General features: G+C 60.2%; 19 protein-coding genes. 14 read left to right on the forward strand and 5 right to left on the reverse strand.

Features of this window, described 5'->3' with window-relative positions; genetic code table 11:
- Nucleotides 1-103: 103 nt before the first annotated feature.
- The 10 genes from AC13C0_RS14710 to lhpI all read left to right on the forward strand — a co-directional run bounded on the left by AC13C0_RS14710 (nt 104) and on the right by lhpI (nt 11120).
- The gene (locus tag AC13C0_RS14710) at nt 104-2605 is read left to right on the forward strand and encodes an acyl-CoA dehydrogenase (RefSeq protein ID WP_482954638.1); all 2502 of its coding nucleotides are present in this window, start codon (nt 104-106) and stop codon (nt 2603-2605) included.
- A 214-nt stretch (nt 2606-2819) separates the two neighbouring features.
- Nucleotides 2820-3590, forward strand: coding sequence for an ABC transporter ATP-binding protein (locus AC13C0_RS14715; RefSeq protein ID WP_117619021.1), 771 nt, complete (start codon nt 2820-2822; stop codon nt 3588-3590).
- Entirely contained in the window at nt 3587-4570 is a 984-nt protein-coding gene (locus AC13C0_RS14720) for an ABC transporter substrate-binding protein (RefSeq protein ID WP_482954639.1), read from the forward strand. The genes AC13C0_RS14715 and AC13C0_RS14720 overlap by 4 nt, the downstream gene beginning before the upstream one ends.
- 2 nt (nt 4571-4572) lie before the next feature.
- Nucleotides 4573-5343, forward strand: a complete 771-nt coding sequence (locus tag AC13C0_RS14725) for an ABC transporter permease (RefSeq protein WP_117619019.1) — start codon at nt 4573-4575, stop codon at nt 5341-5343.
- Between the two features lie 191 nt (nt 5344-5534).
- A complete protein-coding gene (locus AC13C0_RS14730) occupies nt 5535-6323 on the forward strand; it encodes an ABC transporter ATP-binding protein (RefSeq protein ID WP_205422204.1) in 789 nt (262 codons plus the stop codon).
- Entirely contained in the window at nt 6313-7032 is a 720-nt protein-coding gene (locus AC13C0_RS14735; RefSeq protein WP_341581022.1) for an ABC transporter ATP-binding protein, read from the forward strand. Before AC13C0_RS14730 ends, AC13C0_RS14735 begins: the two co-directional genes overlap by 11 nt.
- Nucleotides 7033-7096: 64 nt before the next feature.
- Entirely contained in the window at nt 7097-8314 is a 1218-nt protein-coding gene (locus tag AC13C0_RS14740; RefSeq protein WP_341581021.1) for an ABC transporter substrate-binding protein, read from the forward strand.
- A 45-nt stretch (nt 8315-8359) separates the two neighbouring features.
- The gene (locus tag AC13C0_RS14745) at nt 8360-9250 is read left to right on the forward strand and encodes a branched-chain amino acid ABC transporter permease (RefSeq protein ID WP_162893788.1); all 891 of its coding nucleotides are present in this window, start codon (nt 8360-8362) and stop codon (nt 9248-9250) included.
- A 5-nt stretch (nt 9251-9255) separates the two neighbouring features.
- The gene (locus AC13C0_RS14750; protein ID WP_303287557.1) at nt 9256-10176 is read left to right on the forward strand and encodes a branched-chain amino acid ABC transporter permease; all 921 of its coding nucleotides are present in this window, start codon (nt 9256-9258) and stop codon (nt 10174-10176) included.
- Nucleotides 10177-10181: 5 nt separating this feature from the next.
- Complete coding sequence (gene lhpI, locus AC13C0_RS14755) at nt 10182-11120, forward strand: bifunctional Delta(1)-pyrroline-2-carboxylate/Delta(1)-piperideine-2-carboxylate reductase (RefSeq protein ID WP_482954640.1); 939 nt, start codon at nt 10182-10184, stop codon at nt 11118-11120.
- Here the strand turns inward: lhpI and AC13C0_RS14760 are convergent.
- On the reverse strand, nt 11117-12064 hold the full coding sequence (locus tag AC13C0_RS14760; RefSeq protein WP_482954641.1) for a LysR family transcriptional regulator: 948 nt from the start codon (nt 12062-12064) through the stop codon (nt 11117-11119). The two genes, lhpI and AC13C0_RS14760, sit on opposite strands and share 4 nt — an antisense overlap.
- A gap of 228 nt (nt 12065-12292) precedes the next feature.
- Between AC13C0_RS14760 and AC13C0_RS14765 the strand changes: the two genes are divergently transcribed.
- Nucleotides 12293-13234: a DMT family transporter gene (locus tag AC13C0_RS14765; protein WP_482954642.1), complete on the forward strand. Its 942-nt coding sequence runs from the start codon at nt 12293-12295 to the stop codon at nt 13232-13234.
- Here AC13C0_RS14765 and AC13C0_RS14770 read toward each other — a convergent pair.
- Nucleotides 13207-13815 carry a gamma-glutamylcyclotransferase gene (locus tag AC13C0_RS14770; RefSeq protein WP_341581017.1) on the reverse strand — a complete coding sequence of 203 codons (609 nt, stop codon included), beginning with the start codon at nt 13813-13815 and terminating at the stop codon, nt 13207-13209. The genes AC13C0_RS14765 and AC13C0_RS14770 overlap by 28 nt on opposite strands.
- A 36-nt stretch (nt 13816-13851) precedes the next feature.
- Nucleotides 13852-14475 carry a MarC family protein gene (locus AC13C0_RS14775; RefSeq protein WP_117619011.1) on the reverse strand — a complete coding sequence of 208 codons (624 nt, stop codon included), beginning with the start codon at nt 14473-14475 and terminating at the stop codon, nt 13852-13854.
- A gap of 267 nt (nt 14476-14742) precedes the next feature.
- Here AC13C0_RS14775 and AC13C0_RS14780 point away from each other — a divergent pair, with 267 nt between their 5' ends.
- Both AC13C0_RS14780 and pntB read left to right on the forward strand, forming a co-directional pair.
- Nucleotides 14743-16320, forward strand: coding sequence for a Re/Si-specific NAD(P)(+) transhydrogenase subunit alpha (locus AC13C0_RS14780; protein ID WP_341581015.1), 1578 nt, complete (start codon nt 14743-14745; stop codon nt 16318-16320).
- A 12-nt stretch (nt 16321-16332) separates the two neighbouring features.
- Complete coding sequence (gene pntB, locus AC13C0_RS14785; protein WP_341581014.1) at nt 16333-17727, forward strand: Re/Si-specific NAD(P)(+) transhydrogenase subunit beta; 1395 nt, start codon at nt 16333-16335, stop codon at nt 17725-17727.
- 30 nt (nt 17728-17757) lie between these two features.
- Here the strand turns inward: pntB and bamE are convergent, their stop codons facing one another.
- Together bamE and AC13C0_RS14795 are read right to left on the reverse strand one after the other, a co-directional pair.
- The gene (bamE, locus tag AC13C0_RS14790) at nt 17758-18063 is read right to left on the reverse strand and encodes an outer membrane protein assembly factor BamE domain-containing protein (protein WP_341582810.1); all 306 of its coding nucleotides are present in this window, start codon (nt 18061-18063) and stop codon (nt 17758-17760) included.
- 149 nt (nt 18064-18212) lie between these two features.
- Complete coding sequence (locus AC13C0_RS14795) at nt 18213-19325, reverse strand: NADH:flavin oxidoreductase (RefSeq protein ID WP_341581012.1); 1113 nt, start codon at nt 19323-19325, stop codon at nt 18213-18215.
- 89 nt (nt 19326-19414) lie between these two features.
- On the opposite strand from AC13C0_RS14795, the gene AC13C0_RS14800 reads away from it, so the two are divergent.
- The gene (locus AC13C0_RS14800; RefSeq protein WP_117619007.1) at nt 19415-19897 is read left to right on the forward strand and encodes a winged helix-turn-helix transcriptional regulator; all 483 of its coding nucleotides are present in this window, start codon (nt 19415-19417) and stop codon (nt 19895-19897) included.
- Nucleotides 19898-19976 lie beyond the last annotated feature (79 nt).

Here is a 19976-nt window from a genome sequence, read left to right on the forward strand (position 1 = left end):
CCAAGCCCTGCACCCGCCGGCTCTCCTTGCAACTGCAGGGACTTTGACCGATGGTTAGAAGCACAATCTGGCTGATTGCATTCACGATACGGAGGTCTGCCCCATGAGTGTTCTGCTCCTGCTGATCAGTGCCCTGATACTGATTTATCTGGGTATCGGCGGCACCACAGCTGCTTTGGTGATGTCCATTGCCACAGTTATCGGTCTGTTTCAGGATGACTGGCACATTCTCAGCATCCTTTTCGGTGGCGCTCTGCTGGCCCTGGCCCTGATTCTGGCGATTCCCGGCGATTTACGGCTCGACAAGCTCAGCCGGCCACTGCTTGGCTGGGTTCGCAGCCGCCTGCCGAAACTCTCGGATACCGAGGCCGAAGCCCTGAAATCCGGCTCGGTGGACTGGGACGGTGAACTCTTCTCCGGCAAGCCCAAATGGAACAAACTGCTGGACGCCAAACCGGCACACCTCACCAGCGACGAGCAGGCCTTTCTGGATGGCCCGGTGGAAAAGCTCTGCGCCATGCTGGACGATTGGAAAATTACCCACGAACAGTACGACCTGCCGGACAAGGTCTGGAAATTCATCCGGGAAAAGGGTTTTTTCGGCCTGGTGATCCCGAAAGAGGACGGTGGCCTGGGTTTCTCCAACACCGCCCACTCGGAAATCGTGATGAAAATCTCCACCCGCAGTGTGTCGGCCGCCGTCACCGTGATGGTGCCCAATTCGCTGGGCCCCGGCGAGCTGCTGATGCACTACGGCACCGATGAGCAGAAAAAGCACTACCTGCCAAGACTGGCCGGTGGCGACGAGATTCCGTGCTTTGCCCTGACCTCGCCGGTGGCCGGCTCCGATGCAGGCGCCATTCCCGACAAGGGCATCGTCTGCAAGGGTGAATGGAACGGCAAGGAAGTACTGGGCCTGAAGGTCACCTGGAACAAGCGCTACATTACCCTGGCACCGGTGGCCACACTGATTGGCCTGGCCATCAAGGTTTATGACCCGGACAAGCTGCTCGGCGATAATGATGAGATCGGTGTGACCTGCGTGCTGGTCCCGCGGGAGACCGAGGGCGTCAATGCCGGCGCCCGCCACCTGCCCATGAACACTGTGTTCATGAACGGGCCAACCTGGGGCAGCGATGTCTTCATTCCCATGGACCAGGTCATCGGCGGCCAGGACATGCTCGGCAAGGGCTGGACCATGCTGCTGGAGTGCCTCTCCATCGGCCGTTCCATCTCCCTGCCCGCCCTGGGCACCGGCGCCGGCAAGGTGGCCAGCCTTGCCACCGGGTCCTACGCTTACACCCGGGAGCAGTTCGGCCGTTCCATCAGCCAGTTTGAGGGCGTACAGGAAGCCCTGGAGCCAATTGCCGGCTACACTTACATGATGGACGCGGCCCGGCTGCTCACTTCCGGTATGCTCGACCGGGGGGGCAGGCCCTCCGTGCCCTCGGCCGTGCTGAAGTACCGCAACACTGACCTGATGCGGGAAGTGATCAACCACGCCATGGATGTTGTGGCGGGCCGGGGCGTGATCACCGGCCCGCGCAATTTCCTGGCCCGGGCCTACCAGGCGGTGCCCATTGGCATCACCGTGGAGGGCGCCAACATCCTCACCCGCAGCCTGATGATCTTCGGCCAGGGCTCCATCCGCTGCCATCCCTTTATCGTGGAGGAAATCGAAGCGGCCGGCATGGAGGATGAAGACAAGGCCGCGAAGACATTCGACGGCATTTTCTACCGCCACCTGGCTCATACCACCCGCAACGCCCTGCGGGCCTTGCTGCTGGGCCTGACCCGGGGCTGGATCGAATCGGTGCCGCGCCAGGGTGATATCAAGCCCTGCTACCGGCAACTGGCCCGGTTCTCAGCCGCGTTCGCACTGATGACCGACGTAACCCTGCTGACGGTAGGTGGCGGCCTGAAGGCCCGGCAACGGCTCTCAGGCCGCATGGCGGACTGCCTGGTACACCTGTACTACGCCACTGCCGTGATCAAACAATGGCACGAGGAGGGCTACCCGGATGACCAGCGGCCACTGGTGGAATGGTGCCTGAAAACCTGCCTGCGGGATCTTCAGGGTTCCATGCGCGAAGCCATCATCAACTTTCCGGTAACGGCCCTGCGCTGGCCACTGCGCCTGCTGGTATTCCCGTTGGGCGCCACCGGGCTCAATGGTCCGGACGACAAACTCGGCGCCAGAGTGGCTGAAAGTATTGTGAAGGACACCCCCGTGCGTCAGCGGATCAGCCGTGGCGCCTACACCACCATGGACCCGGAAGATCCCCTGGGGCGGGTACTCAATGCCTACAGACTGGCCAACGAGACCGCAGAGATGCGCAGCCGGCTGCATGAAGCAATCCGCAACCGGAACGAAGACGAACTGGATGGCATCGCCCTGCTGATGGGCCACGAACGCAAGGAACTGGTGGACTGGGCCTGCGCCGAGGGCGTCGTCAAGGCAGACGAATGCGACAAGCTGCTGGAGGCGCTGACCGCACTCTACGACGTTATCCGTGTGGATGCCTTCGATGGTGATGGCCTTAAGGCCCTGTCCCGTTGTGCCAAGGGCAAACGCAAGGTCGTTGAGCGACCCGCCCGGGAGTGAGTCCAGTCTCTGCCCGCCGGGCCGCTCTCACAGCCCGGCCACTTCACTCTGATCTTATCTCCTTGCAGAACTGGCGCAATTCCCCAGCCGGGATTCCCCGTCAGTGTCCTCGAATAGGTAAAAGTGCATAATCCACTTTTATACAACGCTTCGTAGTTATAAAATAGAGATTGTTTATTCTTTTTTAGAATATAAACATATTCTGGCGGGTTATATGGAACTCCATTTCGACCAGGTGACCAAAAGCTTTGGCGACCTGAACGTGATCAAACAGTTCGACACCACCATCCAAACCGGAGAAATAGTGGCGCTCGTTGGCCCGTCCGGCTGCGGCAAGTCCACCCTGCTGCACATGGTCGCGGGCTTGCAGGGTGCCTCTACCGGCACCCTGACGGCCGATGGCAAAAGTGTCTCGAACCCCTCACCGGAGCGGACCCTGGTGTTTCAGGAACACGCTCTCTACCCGTGGATGACGCTGCTCGAGAACGTGGCTCTGGCCCTGGAATTCCAGAACCAGCCAAAGCAGGCCGCCCGGGAAGATGCCCACAAATGGCTGGGCCGGGTAAAACTCACCGGTTTCGAGGACTATTACCCGCACCAGGTGTCCGGTGGCATGCGCCAGCGTTGTGCCCTGGCGCGGGCCTTCATTGCCCGGCCCCAGGTGCTGCTGCTGGATGAACCGTTTGGCGCCCTCGATGCCCTCACACGAATGACCCTGCAAAGCGTGCTGAAAGACCTGATCGAGGAAGAGCGTCCGACGGTGGTCCTGGTCACCCACGATGTCGACGAAGCCCTGTACCTGGCCGACCGGGTGCTGGTGTTCAGCAACCGCCCAGCCGTTGTGCTCAAGGAAATTACCCTGGGCCACATTCCCAAAACCCACGACCTGTCAGCATTCGCCGATATCCGTCGCGACGTTCTGAACCTGCTCGGTATCGACACCGACACAACCTCAACCCCTGTTGAGAAAGGAGAAACTGTATGATTCGCTGGTTAGTTACGGCTGCCCTGGCACTGGTGATCGCCAGTCCGGTTAATGCGGCAGAAGAATTCCGGGTCGGTTACGTCCGGGTTATGGACGATGCCCAGGCCATGCTGGCCTATGAGGCCGGGCTGTATGAGAAGTACGGCCTGGATGCCAGACTGATCGAATTCAGCTCCGGCACTGACCTGATCAAGGGCATCGTGGGCGGCCAGCTCGATATCGGTGTGCTTGGCTTCTCCAACGCCTTTACCTGGGCGTCCCGCGGGGCGGACCTGAAAATCGTTGGTGGCGCCCAGCGCGGCTACCACTCCCTGCTGGTGCGTGACGATTCCGGCATTGAATCGGTGGCGGACCTGAAAGGCAAAAACCTGGCTTCCCAGAAGCAGGGCAGCACCGCCGACATCGTGCTCAAAGGCGTGATGCTCGACAACGCCGGCCTTCAGCCCGGTGATCTGAACATCATGGGTGTGGCACCGGCTGTCGCCGTTCAGTCCCTGGTTGGCGGCCGGGTGGATGCGGCCTTCCTGTTCGAACCCTACGACCGTATCGCCCGGCTGGTGGCGCCGGTCAAGCAGATCTATGAAATCGGCGAAGTCTGGCCGTTCCCGTGCATGGTGGTCATCACCTCCGCCGACACCCTGAAGAACCGGAAAGACGTTCTCTGGGCGGCGCTGGATGCCCAGCGCGAGGCCATTGACATGCTTGAAAGCGAGCCCGCGACAGCGGCCCCGCTGATCACCGGGTATTTCATCAAGGATGAGTTCGTCGAATCACGCAACCAGGGCAAGGTTCCTGCGGTGGACGTCATTACCCAGGCCATCCAGACCAATGATTTCAGCGCGAAACTGACTGAGGATGACATCAACCGGATGAAGGAACTGGCCGGCATCATGCAGGCCCAGGGCATTCTTCCGGCAGATAGCGATTTCGACGTTGACTCGCTGCTCGATCTGTCCTGGCAGAAGGCCCGTGAGCTTTAAGCATGAGTACTAATCAAACCGCCGGCGTCGCCAGCAAACGGGCCTATGTGGTCGCCATCGCCGTCATTCTGTTCTTCTGGCAGGTGGCGGCCTGGTTCCTGCCGGACTTCCTGATGCCTGACGTTCCCGCCGCCTTTGTCCGTCTGTGGGAAGAGTTCAACAACCCGACCTTCTGGGAAGGGCTGGGCAACAGCATGACCCGCCTGGGTGCCGGTTACGGCTCCGCAATCGTGCTCGGCATCCTGATCGGGCTGGTGGGCGGCACCCTGAACGCGGTTCGCAGCCCACTGAAAGCCGCCATCATCATTCTGCAGTCGATTCCCTCCATTGCCTGGGTGCCGCTGTTCCTGATCCTGATGGGATTCGGCAACCTGCCGATCATCGTGGTGGTGGCCATTGGTGCCTTTTTCCCCACCGCTCTGAGCGTGATGAACGCCACCGAGAGCGTGGAAAAAGTGCATATCTCCGCCGCCCGGGTGATGGGCGCTTCGAAGCTGCAGATGCTCAAGCGGGTCTATTTCCCGGCGGTGACACCGGAACTGATCACCGGCGCTCAACTGGCCTTCGGCAACGCCTGGCGGGCATTGATTTCCGCCGAAATGATTGTCGGTTTCAGTGCCGGCCTGGGCAAATCCCTGGCCTACTCCGGCGAAATCGCCGACATGACCGGTGTAATGACCAACATTCTGGTAATCGCGGTGCTGGCTGCGGTGATCGACCAGGTCGTCCTCGAACGCATCAAGCACCGGCTGCTGCGTTACCAGTATCTGTAAAACCGGTTTCCGCTCTCCGGGAGGCGCCCTGCCTCCCCTCTTTTCTTGACAGACTCCACACTCCCCGACTATTACTGAATGTCAGTTCAATTGGCAGTATCTGCAACCTTTTCAGAAAAATTTTGAATAACAAATAATAACGAACCTACGGCGCACCCGTCGCCGACTTGAACCGAAAGGGGTGTATTTCCGTGAACGACCAGGCTGCGGGCGAACAGACAACGCCTTCCCCGATCATCCTCGAAACCCGGAATCTGCAAAAGGATTTCAAGGGCTTTACCGCCATCAACAACGTCAGCGTAAAAGTGGAGACGGGGAGCATCCATGCCCTCATTGGCCCCAACGGTGCCGGCAAAACCACTTTTTTCAACCTGCTGACTCAGTTTCTCAGGCCCAGTGCCGGCCAGATCATCTACGACGGTAAAGACATCACCCACTCCCGGCCCGCCGGCATCGCCCAGCAAGGCATGATTCGCTCGTTCCAGATCTCGGCGGTGTTTCCGCACCTGTCTGCCCGAGAAAATGTACGCATTGCCCTGCAGCGCACACTGGGGGTTTCTTACCAGTTCTGGCGTTCCAAGCGGGTGCTGGACCAACTGAATGAAGAAGCCCAGGCAACCCTGGAGCTGGTCGAGCTTGGCGCCTATGCCGACACCAGGGCGGTCGAGCTGCCTTACGGCCAGAAGCGGGCCCTGGAAATTGCCACCACCATTGCCCTGAAGCCCCGGCTGATGCTGCTGGACGAGCCCACCCAGGGCATGAGTTCCGAGGATGTGGGTACGGTCACCGATCTGATCAGACGAGTGGTCGAGGGCCGGACCATTGTGATGGTAGAGCACAACCTGAATGTGGTCGCCACCCTGGCCGACACCATCACCGTGCTTAACCGGGGCGAGGTACTGGCGGAAGGTGATTACGACACCGTATCCACCAACCCAGCCGTGATGGAAGCGTACATGGGGACCACCGATGCCGCCTGATCAACGCCCGGAGTTACTCCGAATCGAGAACCTGCACGCCTGGTACGGCGAGTCCCACATTCTCCACGGCATGAACCTGACCCTGCACGAAGGCGAGGTGATTACGCTGCTGGGCCGTAACGGGTCCGGGCGCACCACCACCCTGAAGGCCATTCTGGGCCTGGTGGGCCGTCGCACCGGTTCTATCAAGATCCATGGCACTGAAATCATCAACATGCCCACACACCGGATTGCCCATGTCGGCAAGCTCGGCTATTGCCCGGAAGAGCGCGGCATTTTTGCTTCACTCAATGTCGACGAAAACCTGGAACTGCCCCCGATGGTCGCCGAGGGTGGCCTGTCGGTGGATGACATCTACACCATGTTCCCGAACCTCAGGGAGCGGCGGAAAAGCCAGGGCTCCAAGCTCTCCGGGGGTGAGCAGCAGATGCTGGCCATTGCCCGCATCCTGCGCACCGGTGCCAACCTGCTGTTGCTGGACGAAATTACCGAGGGGCTTGCTCCGGTGATCCTGAGAGCCCTGGATGATGTCATTCGCAAACTGAGGGAAAAGGGCTTCACAATCATTTTGGTGGAGCAGAATTTCCGCTTTGCCGCGCCTCTGGCCGATCGACACTATGTGATCGAGCATGGTCAGGTGGTAGAGCAGATTGATGCGGCCGATCTCGAGGCCAAAAAAGAGCAGTTGAACAGACACCTGAGTGTCTGAGCCTGTGGGCCTGGACCGCCTTCGCCGGTCCGACCCGGAATCTAATAACAAAAGGATACCCACTATGTTCAAGCACTGGAAACAAGGACTGGTCGGCGCTGTGACTGCAGCAACACTAACTTTGCCGCTAACCGCAGCCGGAGCTTTGTCTGACGACAAGGTCAAAATCGGTGTACTCAGTGACATGTCCGGGGTCTACAAGTCCCTGGAGGGCCCGGGCGCCGTTATCGCGGCCCAAATGGCCATCGAAGACTTCGGTGGCTCGGTTATGGGCAAACCAATCGAAATCATCTCTGCTGATCACCAGAACAAGCCTGACATCGGCGCCAGTACTGCCCGGGAATGGATCGACGCCAAGGAAGTCGACATGATCACCGCCCTCGACAACTCCTCGGTGGCCCTGTCGGTTCAGGGACTGGCCAAGGACAAGAAGATCATCACCATGAACACCGGCGCCGGCACCACGGCCCTCACCGAGGAGCAGTGCACGCCCTACGGCATTCACTATGTCTACGACACCCACGCGTTACCCGTGGGCACGGCCACGGCCATGGTCAAGAACGGCGGTAAGAGCTGGTTTTTTATCACCGCTGACTATGCCTTCGGCCACTCCCTGCGGGACAACACCGGCGCGGTAGTGGAGAGCCTGGGCGGTGAAGTGGTTGGCAACGTCAACGCGCCGCTGTCCACCAACGACTTCTCCTCCTATCTGCTGCAGGCGCAATCATCCGGTGCCGATGTCATCGGGCTTGCCAACGCGGGCCAGGACACCGTGAACGCCATCAAACAGGCCAACCAGTTCAGGATCGTCCAGAGTGGCCAGAAACTGGCTGGCATGCTGGTATTTCTAACCGATGTGCATAGTATGGGTCTCGACATTGCCCAGGGCCTGCAGTTCACCACCGCGTTTGTCTGGAACCAGAACGACGAAACCAAAGCGTGGTCCAATCGATTCAATGAGCGCCATGGTGCCATGCCAACGATGGTCCAGGCGGGTGTCTATTCGGCGGTGACCAACTACCTGAACGCGGTTAAGGAGACCGGAACGGACGATACCGACACGGTTCGCGCCAAGCTGGGGGAAATGACCCTGAACGACATGTTCGTAAAGGGCGGAAAAATCGCGCCCAACGGCTCCATGCTGCACGACATGTACCTGGTGGAAGTGAAGAAACCGTCGGAATCGAAAAGTGAGTGGGACTTGCTGAACGTGGTCTCGAAGATTCCCGCCGACCAGGCCTACATCTCGATGGCAGACACCAAATGTTCGCTGGTTAACTAACACACGGTTTGACCACCACTTAAAGAGGAGATAGCCAACGTGTCGATGCAGGTCATCCTGGCCCAGGCGCTGCTTGGGCTTAATGTCGGTGTGTTCTACGCCATGTTGAGCCTCGGGCTTGCGGTGATATTCGGACTGCTCAATATCATCAACTTTGCCCATGGCGCCATGTACATGCTCGGTGCCTTCATCGCATTGATTGGCTACTCCTTTCTGGAGCAATGGTTTGGTATCAGCGTTCAGATCGGCTTCTGGGCGTCCCTGATTCTGGTGCCCGTGCTGGTCGGGCTGCTGGGGGTTCTCATTGAACGCCTTCTGCTCCGGCGTCTGTACGCTCTGGATCACATCTACGGGCTGCTGCTGACCTTCGGTATCACGCTGATTCTGCAGGGTCTGTTTTCCAACTATTTCAACGTCTCCGGCACCCCCTACCCGGGCCAGCCGGAGAGCCTCAGTGGCGTGGTCAATCTTGGCTTTATGTACTTCCCCACGTACCGCCTGTTTGCCATTGTGTTTTCCCTGGTGGTCTGTTTCCTCACCTGGTGGGTCATCGAACACACCAAGCTCGGGTCCCGGTTGCGGGCCGGCGTAGAAAACCCCGACCTGACCCAGGCCTTCGGCCTGAATGTTCCCCTCATGGTCACCCTGACCTTCGCCTTCGGTGCTGGCCTGGCTGGCCTGGCCGGGGTTCTGGCCGCTCCCATCTACTCCGTCAGCCCGCTGATGGGGGCCGACCTGATCATCGTGGTGTTTGCCGTGGTGGTCATCGGCGGCATGGGCTCGATCATGGGCGCCATCCTCTCCGGCCTGGCCCTGGGCCTGGTTGAAGGGCTGACCAAGGTGTTCTACCCGCCCGCCGCCAGTACCGTGATTTTCTTCCTCATGGTGCTGGTTCTGCTGTTCCGCCCCGCCGGCCTGTTTGGTAAGGAGAAGTAAGCGCCATGACCAACCGCATCCTCTTTATCCTCATGCTGGTGGCAGGCCTGACAGCGCCACTGTTCGCCTACCCGGTGTTCGTCATGGACCTGCTGTGCTTTGCCCTGTTCGCCAGTGCCTTCAACCTGTTGCTGGGGTACGCCGGCCTGCTCTCGTTCGGCCACGCCGCGTTCTTTGGCGGCGCCGCCTACATTACCGGCTACGTCACCAAGGAATGGGGCTTTACCCCGCTGCTTGGCATACTCGCCGGCGCGGGGTTTGCCATGGTGCTCGGCGCGGCCTTCGGGTTCCTGGCCATACGCCGCCAGGGCATTTACTTCGCCATGGTGACCCTGGCACTGGCCCAGATCATCTACTTCCTGGCCCTGCAGATGCCCTTCACCGGTGGCGAGAACGGCCTGCAGGGCATTCCCCGGGGGCACCTGTTCGGCCTGATCGACCTGAACAACTCCCTCGCCATGTATTACTTCGTGTTCGCCATCTTCCTCGTTGGCTTCGGCATCATCTACCGCACCATCCATTCGCCGTTCGGCGAAGTGCTGCAGGCAATCCGGGAAAACGAATCCCGGGCCCTGTCGCTGGGCTACGACGTGGATCACTTCAAACTGCTGGCCTTCGTGATATCCGCCACCCTGGCCGGGCTGGCCGGTGCCACCAAGGCGATCATTTTCCAGTTCGCCGCGCTCACCAACGCCCATTGGCAAACCTCCGGCGAAGTCATCCTGATGACCCTGGTCGGCGGGCTGGGCACAGTCTTCGGCCCGGTGGTTGGTGCCATCACCGTGGGAGCCCTCAGCCACGAGCTGTCCGCCTTTGGCTCCTGGGTACAGGTCATACTCGGTACCATATTCGTGGTCTGTGTCATGGTATTCCGCCGCGGCATCATCGGTGAAATCCAGCGGCTGGCCAGTCGTAAACAGGGTTGAGGCCTATGCGAGTTATTTCTGCACAGGAGGTGGCCGGCGCACTGGCATGGCCGGCACTGATCGAACGTCTCGCCACCGCGTTTCGCGAGGGCGTGGAAGCGCCGCCACGACATCATCACACCATGCACCGCCCGGACGGTGAGGCCACCATGCTGCTGATGCCGGCCTGGGAACCGGCGGGTTATATCGGCATGAAGATGGTCAACGTGTTTCCCCAGAACGCCAGTGCCGGCCTGCCCGCCATCTCGGGTCTGTATATCCTGTGCGAGGGCGAGCATGGCACTCCGCTCGCCTGTATTGACGGCAGCGCCCTGACCAGCCGGCGGACGGCGGCCGCCTCGGCCCTGGCGGCGCGGGAGCTGGCCCGCGAGGATGCCACAGCGCTGTTGGTGGTGGGCACCGGCAAGCTGGCGCCGATGCTGATTGAAGCCCATGCCGCGGTACGGCCTATCCGTAAGGTGCGGATCTGGGGACGCAATCCGGACAAGGCGGCGGCGCTGGCCGAGCATTTCCGCAACCGGTTTGACTGTGAGGCGGTGACGGACCTGGAAGCCGCCACCGCCAAGGCGGACATCATCAGCTCCGCGACCCTGTCCACCGAAGCGCTGATCCGGGGTGAATGGCTGCAGCCCGGCAGCCATCTGGATCTGGTGGGCGCCTTCCGGCCGACCATGCGGGAAACCGACAGTCAGTGCCTGGCCCACAGCCAGGTCTTTGTCGACACCTACGCCGGTGCCCTGAGCGAGGCCGGCGACATTCTCCAGGCCATCGACGAAGGCGCGTTCCGCAAGACCGACCTGCGGGCCGAACTGGCGGAACTGCTGCGGGGCGACAAACCGGGACGCACGAGTGATGACGCCATCACCCTGTTCAAATCCGTGGGCGCCTCGCTGGAAGACCTGGCCGCCGCCATCGAAGTCTGGGAAACCCTGGAACGCGGCTAGTCCGCCTCACCCCGAAGCCCACCCTCGATGGCCTGACTCACCAGCCAGCGTCGCAACAACTGAATACCCCGCTCCTGGCGCCGGCTGGTTTTCCAGGCAAAGTAGAACTGATCCCCAGTCATCACCGGATGGCAGGGCAAGCGGACAAAATCCTCCGAATCCTTGCGCGTGCTCAGCATGTAGTCGTTGGTGAGCGCGATACCCTGATGGAACCGGGCCGCTTCCAGCGCCAGCAACATGTGGCTGAAATGCTGAACCCGGGCGTGCACAGGAATTGGCTGTTCGACGGCCTTGTACCAAACCTCCCAGTCACCCGCGGCACGGTCGAAAATGCTGTGGGTCGATAACAACGGGAAGCGGGAAATGTCCACGGGTGTCAGTGAGATATCATCACCATCGACCCCTTCCAGGCCCAGCTCCCGGCGGATTTTCTGCCAGTAATCCTGACTGCACACCGGAAACAGACGCTCCACATACAGCAACTCATAGCTGTAAGCCGGTGAGTCCTTGTGGATGGTTATGAAGCAGTCCGCCACCCGGTCCGACAACACCGGATTCTCACTGCTCATCTCCAGCGCCAGATCCAGCTGCGGATGCAAGCGCTGCAAATCCGGCAACCTTGGCACCAGCCAGCGCACTGCAAACGAACTGAACACCGACAACCGCAACCGCGACTCCTCATGCCCCAGCAACTGTTCACTGGCCCGTTCAATCTGCAACAGGGCCGAACTGACCGCATCCAGGTACTGCCGGCCTTCGTCGGTCAACGAAAGAGTTCGCCCACTGCGCCAGAACAACTGCTCCCCCAGGTAGGTTTCCAGCTGTTTGATCTGATGACTGACCGCACTCTGGCCTACCGCCAGTTCATCGGCAGCGAGTGAAAAGCTGTTGAGGCGGGCAACGGCTTCGAATACGGGCAGGGCTTTCAGGGGCGGCAGCTTCATTATCTATTTTTCTAATACCGGTTAAATAAAGATCATTTTATCGGATATTAAAACCCAAATAGACTCTCACTGCGAGTTAGGGGAGACCAGGCAGGAAATGGCTTCCGGAAATGCTTGGAGCCATGGATGGCGGAAAGCAAGCGTACAGGGATGTACTTGCAGCGGTTTTCGGAAGCCATTTCCTGCCTGGCCTCACGCACCCAGAGTTTGAGAGCGAAGAGAAAGGATATGTCAGGAAAAACCGTAAACAGTGCCATTTTGCTGCTGATCATCGGCAATGCCATGGCGTTGATCTCTGACGTATTCATAAAACTGCTCGAACCCGGCGCTCCGGTGTTCCAGTTTGCCTTCCTGCGCAGTCTGATCACACTGACATTCCTGCTGCCCCTGGCAGGCCAGCTGGACCGGAAGAATCTTTTCGCTGGCCTGCAAATCCACGCTTTCCGGGCCCACATCCACCTGGCGGGCATCCTGTGCATGGTCATCGCCCTGGGCAACCTGCCCCTGGCCACCGCCAACGCCGTCTTCTACGCCGCCCCCATACTCGTCATGGCACTCTCCGTTTTCCTGTTCCGGGAGAAACTGACCCCTCTGAGTGTCACCGCCGTATTCAGCGGTTTTGCCGGCATCGTATTGATCCTCCGGCCGGTGGAATTCAACTGGGCCGCCGTCGCAGCGCTGGCAGCCGCCTTTGCCCTGGCCATCAACGCCGTATTGGTTCGCCAGCTGCCGAAACAGCAGAGCACCGTCCACAAACTGTTCCTGAACTACCTGCTGATTCTGCCAGCGGCCGGTGCCCTGGCCTGGTGGGAAGGCGCCCCATGGGATTCCGGCATGCTCATCAGCGCCATGGGGTCTGCCCTGTTCATCCTGGGCTACAACATCACTGTGCTGCTGGCCTACCGCCAGGTGGATGCCAACCAGGTCACCAGCGCCGAATACACCGGGCTGATCTGGGCCGTGGGCATTGGCTGGATCTGGTTCGGAGAAGTGCCGGACCTCTGGTTCCTGGCCGGCAGCCTGATGATTGTGGTGCCCTTGCTGCTGATCGGCCTGCAGCAGCGGCGCAGGTCACCGGCCCGGGGTTTCAATCCCGCCCCGGTGCCGCGGCATAGCTCTGGTTCACTCAGCGGCGCGACGATTCAATCAGCACATGAGTGTCGTGAATGATCCGGCCAATCCGCGCCTCTGGCGGAAGACCGAAGATGGGATTCAATGGCAAAGGTGTGGGGACAATCGGCGCCAAGGGCGCGCAGCGATTCCGCCAGCCTCAGAAGATATTCCGCATTGGGGCCGCTGGGGCCAGTCGCCGTGGCAATCTGACGGGCGATATCTGCCTCCGGCGCGTGGCCGAGGAAGGCTTCGTTGTCTTCAGTAGCAATGTAAACCAGACCTCCGGCATGGCTGCCGTCCTCGAACGTGAGGGTAGTGCTGAAGCGGAGGTAACCGTTCTTTTCCCGTACGTCCAGGTGCTCGAAGACATTGGGCGACACCCGGAACGCCATGCCCTTGCAGACGGCACCGGGCTTCTCCACCAGGGTCACCACCCGGCCCGGCGCTTCCGGCGTGCCCCGGTGATCGTGGGAGCCCTGCCAGAACCGCCGATCCCAGCCACGAATCGAGGCCGGGCGCCGCTCCAGGAACGGGAAATCCACCTTGTAGATCAGCGAGCCGTAGCCGAACAGCCAGATCGACTCAACGCCGGAGAAGTTGTACCGGTTGCGGTTATGCTCAATGGTGTTGGCGGACATCACAGACCCCACTGCGGAAAAAAGACCCGCGATACTCTAGGTGGATGCGATGAATCCCGCAATGCCCGTCAGCACAATTTCAGCAGCCATGGCGGAGAGAATCAGCCCACTGATTTTCGAGAGAATGTTGAGGCCGGTCTTGCCCAGAACCTTTTCCAGATAGCCGGAAAGGTGCAAAAGAACCCCGAGGATCAGCAACCCGGACACCAGCCCGAGAAGCCCACCGGACACTTCGGCGACGGTTTTCAGCTCCGCTCCGTACACCAGAATCGCACCAATGGTCGCCGGGCCGATCATCACCGGAATCGCCAGGGGCACCACGGCGATGTCGTCACGGTCTTCATCCGGCAAGCCGGTGGCGTGATTGCGGGTGCCACTGGTGACCAGACTGATGGCGGTCAGGAACAGCAAACTGCCTGCGCCGATCCGGAAGGAGTTGAGGGTGATACCAATGGCGCTGAACAGCAGCGGACCGGCAAAGAACAGAATCACGCCCAGAACAAACGCCGAGACACAGGCACGGCGGATGATCGACGACTTCTCGGGTGCCGGCAATCCTCTGGTCAGTGCCAGGAACATGGTCACCACGAAAAAGGGTGCCAGCAGGAACAAAAAGCGAACAGTACTGCTGATAAAGGTGGAGAAAAACGTCTCAAGCATTCCGGGCAGTCCAAGGTTCAAAGAAAGCCGGCAAGCATAGCGTGCTGCAACGGTTTCTGCCGTAAGGAAGTGGACGTATGAAGCGCTTGCGATACTGTTCCATGGTGCAGCCCACGGTTCGCCTGAACAATTGAGAACCGGCACAGCGGGAAACCGGGCATTTCATCAACCGGCAGTTTCGGGCAGATCTGGCAACCTGCACTAGTATGTAGGTATGTAGGTATCCAGGTAACTGGTTCATCGGGCAATCCGGAGGACATACCAACAATGAAAATCGGTATCCCCAGGGAAATTTTCAAGGATGAGCGGCGGGTGGCAGCCACGCCACCGTCCGTTCACAAACTTATCGGGCTTGGCTACGAGGTGGTCGTTGAAGGCGGCGCCGGCGAGGCCGCGAATTACTCCGATGAGGCCTATGAGAAAGTGGGCGCGGCCATAGCGGTCGATACCACGTCGCTGTGGCAGGACGCGGATTTCATCCTGAAAGTCCGCGCGCCGATGAAAAACCCTTCCCTGAACAGGCATGAAGTGGACCTGATGAAGGAAGGGGCGTTTCTGGTCAGCTATATCTGGCCGGCGCAGAATCCGGAGCTGCTGGAAAAGCTGGCGGCGAAGAAGATTACCTCGTTTGCCATCGACAGCCTGCCCCGCATCAGCCGGGCCCAGAAGATGGATGCACTCAGCGCCATGGCGAACATCGCCGGCTATCGGGCGGTAATCGAGGCGGCCAATCACTTCGGGCGTTTCTTTACCGGCCAGGTGACGGCGGCTGGCAAAGTGCCGCCGGCGAAGATCATGGTGATTGGCGCCGGCGTGGCGGGACTTGCCGCCATTGGTGCCGCCAACAGCATGGGTGCCATCGTGCGGGCATTCGACACCCGGCTGGAGGTGAAGGAACAGGTCGAGAGCATGGGTGCCGAGTTCCTGGTACTGGATTTCGACGATGAGGATGGCAGCGGTTCCGGCGGCTACGCCAAGCAGATGAGCGACGAGTTCATCAAGGCGGAGATGGCGCTGTTTGCGGAGCAGGCTGAGGAGGTGGACATCATCATCACCACCGCGCTGATTCCCGGCAAGCCGGCACCGAAACTGATCACCGCCGATATGGTCAAATCCATGAAACCCGGCAGTGTGATTGTCGACCTGGCATCCGAGCGCGGTGGCAACTGCGAACTCACCGAACCCGGCAAGGTGGCCCATCACCACGGCGTGACGCTGATCGGCCACACCGACCTGCCCAGCCGCATGGCCAAGGTGGCCAGCGATCTCTACGCCACCAACCTGTTGCACCTGCTCACCGAACTGACCCCGGAGAAAGACGGTAAGCCCCTGGTCAATATGGAGGACGACGTCATCCGGGGCCTGACCGTGGTTCGGGACAACAGCATTACCTGGCCGCCACCCCAGCCGGAGGCGCCCGTCAGCTCCGCACCGCCGCCGGGAACAGAGGAACCGTCGGCCGCCGACAAAGCCGCGGCAAAGAAGAACGCCGACCGTCGCAGCCTGATTGGCAAGAGCACGCTTCTGGTGGTAACAGCGCTGGCGCTCTATGGGGTTGGCGCCTACGCGCCGGAAAGCTTCCTGCAACACTTCACGGTGTTTGTGCTGGCCTGCTTTATCGGCTGGCAGGTGATCTGGAACGTGACACCCTCCCTGCACACCCCCCTGATGAGCGTAACCAACGCCATCAGCGGCATCATCGTAATCGGTGCCATGCTGCACCTGGCCCAGGCGGAGAACCTTGCCGTCGGCATCATGGCCTTTGTCGCGGTGCTGATTGCCAGCATCAACGTGGGGGGCGGCTTCCGGGTCACCCATCGCATGCTCAAAATGTTCCGCAGGTAGGAGACGCCCGATATGAGTACAGGACTGGTGAGCGTGGCCTACGTGGTCGCAAGTATCTGCTTTATCCTCAGCCTGGGCGGCCTCAGCCACCAGGAATCGGCACGGCGGGGCAACCTCTACGGGGTCGCCGGCATCATCATCGCGGTGGGGGCCACCCTCGCCAGCGTGGGTGATGGCGGCATCATCGCCATCGTGATTGCGGTGCTGCTGGGCGCCGGCATTGGCATTCCCATCGCCAACAAGGTGGAAATGACCCAGATGCCGCAACTGGTGGCCCTGCTGCACAGTTTTGTCGGGCTGTCGGCGGTGCTGGTGGGCTTCTCCGGCTATATCGAACCGTTGGGCGCAACGTCCGGAGCCGAGCACACCATCAAACTGGTGGAAGTGTTTGTGGGCATCTTTATCGGTGCCGTCACCTTCACCGGGTCACTGGTGGCCTGCGGTAAGCTGGATGGCCGCATCGACAGCAAGGCCCTGACCCTGCCCGGCCGCCACCTGATGAACCTGGCGGCGATCATCGCCTGCGTATTGCTGGGAGTCTGGTTCCTGGGCACCGACAGCATGGCGCTGGGCATCGTTGCCCTGGTGCTGATGACCGCCATCGCCTCGGTACTCGGTATTCACCTGATCATGGCCATCGGCGGAGCCGACATGCCGGTGGTGGTGTCCATGCTCAACAGCTATTCCGGGTGGGCAGCGGCGTCCATCGGCTTCATGCTGGGCAACGATCTGCTGATCGTGACCGGTGCACTGGTGGGCAGCAGCGGCGCCATCCTCAGTTACATCATGTGCAAGGCCATGAACCGCTCGTTCATCAGCGTGATTCTTGGCGGCTTCGGCCAGACCACCAGCAGCGCGGGCGCGACCGATTCGGACCAGACGGTCCATGAATCCAGCGTGGATGATGTCTGTGAAGAACTGCGCAATGCCGACTCGGTGATTATTGTGCCCGGTTACGGCATGGCGGTGGCCCAGGCCCAGAATGGCGTCAGCGAGATGACGAAGATACTCCGGGAGCGGGGCGCGAACGTGCGGTTCGGCATCCACCCGGTGGCCGGCCGGTTGCCCGGGCACATGAACGTGCTGCTGGCTGAAGCCCACGTGCCTTACGACATTGTGCTGGAAATGGACGAGATCAACGCCGATTTCCCGGAAACCGATGTGGTGCTGGTAATTGGCGCCAACGACACGGTGAATCCGGCAGCCGCCGAAGACCCGGGCAGCCCGATTGCCGGCATGCCAGTGCTGGAGGTCTGGAAAGCCCGGCAGGTGGTTGTTCTCAAGCGGGGCATGGCCACAGGCTATTCCGGTGTTGAGAACCCGCTGTTCTTCAGGGACAACACCCGCATGCTGTTCGGCGATGCCAAGGAAAGCATCGATAAACTGGTAGGAGGGTTGCGGGGCTGAGGACAGCCCCACGCCTGTTTTCTACGGAGTTTATTCGGTGGTGTTGTAAACGTAGGAGGACACGGTTCCGTCCTGGTTGAATCGCACCACCAGATCGGTGGTTTCCGCGTCACCGAAGGCCGACCATTTGTACTTGCCGTAGGTCCAGGTCCGTTTGCCGTCCTCGATCCCGGTGCGCCAGGGCTCGCCGAACATCTCCTGGATGTCTGACCTTGTGGTTTCACCAACCTGTATCTGATCGATGTTGTGGGTGGCAAAATCCTTTCCAACGGTCGCACAGCCCACCATCGCCGCCATCACCAGTGCCACAAACAGTACTTTAACCGAACCAATCATCGACATACGGGCCCCTCACTTTTGGGTGAATTTCATCCATCATAACGTGTCTCAGTTCAGACGCGATTACGAAGACGACAGGTTCGCCGGGGGCCACAAAAAAGCCGCAGGCCCGAAAGCGCTGCGGCAGGTTCTGATCGAAGGGGCGATCAGTAAAGCTTGGCGAGGGACTTCCTGGCGAAGGATTCCACCTCGTTCAGGCGGCCTTCCTTCACTTTGACCAGCCACTCCGGGTCCTGCAGAAGCGCACGACCCACGGCAATCAACTCGAACTCATGGTTGTTCATGCGCTCCACCAGCTCATCGACGCCGGCCTTCTCAACGGCTTCCTGCTTGCTGGCAAAGGTTCCGCTGATAAAGTCTTCCGTCAGCCCGACACTGCCAACCGACATGGTCGGTTTACCGGACAGCTTCTGGGTCCAGCCGGCGAGGTTCAGGTTCGAACCTTCGAATTCCGGCTCCCAGAAACGGCGCGTGGAGGCGTGAAAAATGTCCACACCGGCTTCCACCAAGGGCGTTAGGAACTGCTCGAGCTGTTCCGGGGTGTTCACCAGTTTCGCCTCATAATCCTGCTGCTTCCACTGGGAGAAACGCAGCATGATCGGGAAGTCCGGACCTACCCGGTGGCGAACCGCCTCAACAACCTCGACCACGAAACGCAGGCGGTTCTCCATGCCGCCGCCGTATTCGTCGTCACGCTGGTTGGTGCCTTCCCAGAGGAACTGGTCCAGCAGGTAACCATGGGCGCCGTGGATCTCTACACCGTCAAAACCGAGGGCTTTGGCATCCTGCGCCGCATCGGCAAAGGCGGCGACCACATCGTCAATATCCTCTTTGGTCATGGCTTTGCCGTTGGGCTTGCCGGGAGCGAACAGGCCGGACGGGCTGTAGCCGGGCACCGAAGGATCCGGAGGTGTACCTTCCTTGCGCACAGCACCAACGTGCCAGAGCTGTGGGAAAATGGTGCCCCCCGCCTCGTGCACGGCATCAACAACGTTTTTCCAGCCTTGAAGGGCGTCGGACCCATGAAACGCTGGAACATTAGGGTAACCACTGGCCGCCGGGTGATTCACCGTGGTGCCTTCGGTAATGATCAGGCCAATGCCGGCCTCGGCACGCCGACGGTAGTAGGCCACCACGTCCTCGCCCGGAACACCATCAGGCGAGAAGTTGCGGGTCATCGGCGCCATGGCGACCCGGTTACGCAGCTTGAGGTTGTGGAGTTCAAACGGTTCGAAAAGCGGGCCAAGATTTATACTCATGGTAATGTGCAACCTCACTAATTTGGTTTCGTTAAGCAACCCTATTGAATCTGGTTTTAAAATGCAACCCTATTCAGTACACTCCCACCATGGCCAGAAAACGTTTTGATGACTCCAGTTGCTCCGTCGCCCGTGCCCTCAATGAAGTGGGTGACTGGTGGTCCCTGCTGATTGTGCTGCACGCCATGTACGGCACCCGCCGATTCGTGGATTTCCAGCAGGAACTGGGCATTGCCAAGAACATCCTCTGCGATCGCCTGGCCCGGCTGGTGGATAACGAGGTGTTGCGCAAGGTGGATGTCGGCGAACACGGCTCCCGCTTTGAATACCGCCTGACCGAGAAAGGCCGGGATCTGTTCCCGGTGGTGATTGCCCTGCGCCAGTGGGGCGACAAATGGAATCCCGCCCCGGACCAGACACTCCTGGACCTGCGCGACCGTGCCACCGGCCGCCCGATTCAGGCGGTTGAAGTCCAGAATGCCGACGGTAATCCCCTGACTATCCGTGATGTGTTCGTACCAGACGAGAGTCTGCCCGAAGGCAAAAGAACTCAGCCTGACTCTCCGCAGTAATCGCAGCGCCGCCCGATTTCTTGAGCTACGTCAATCTGGCGATCAAACCAGGCCCCCTGCCCGGCCAATCTTGCGCTAA

It is taken from the genome of Marinobacter sp. B-21, assembly GCF_056857895.1.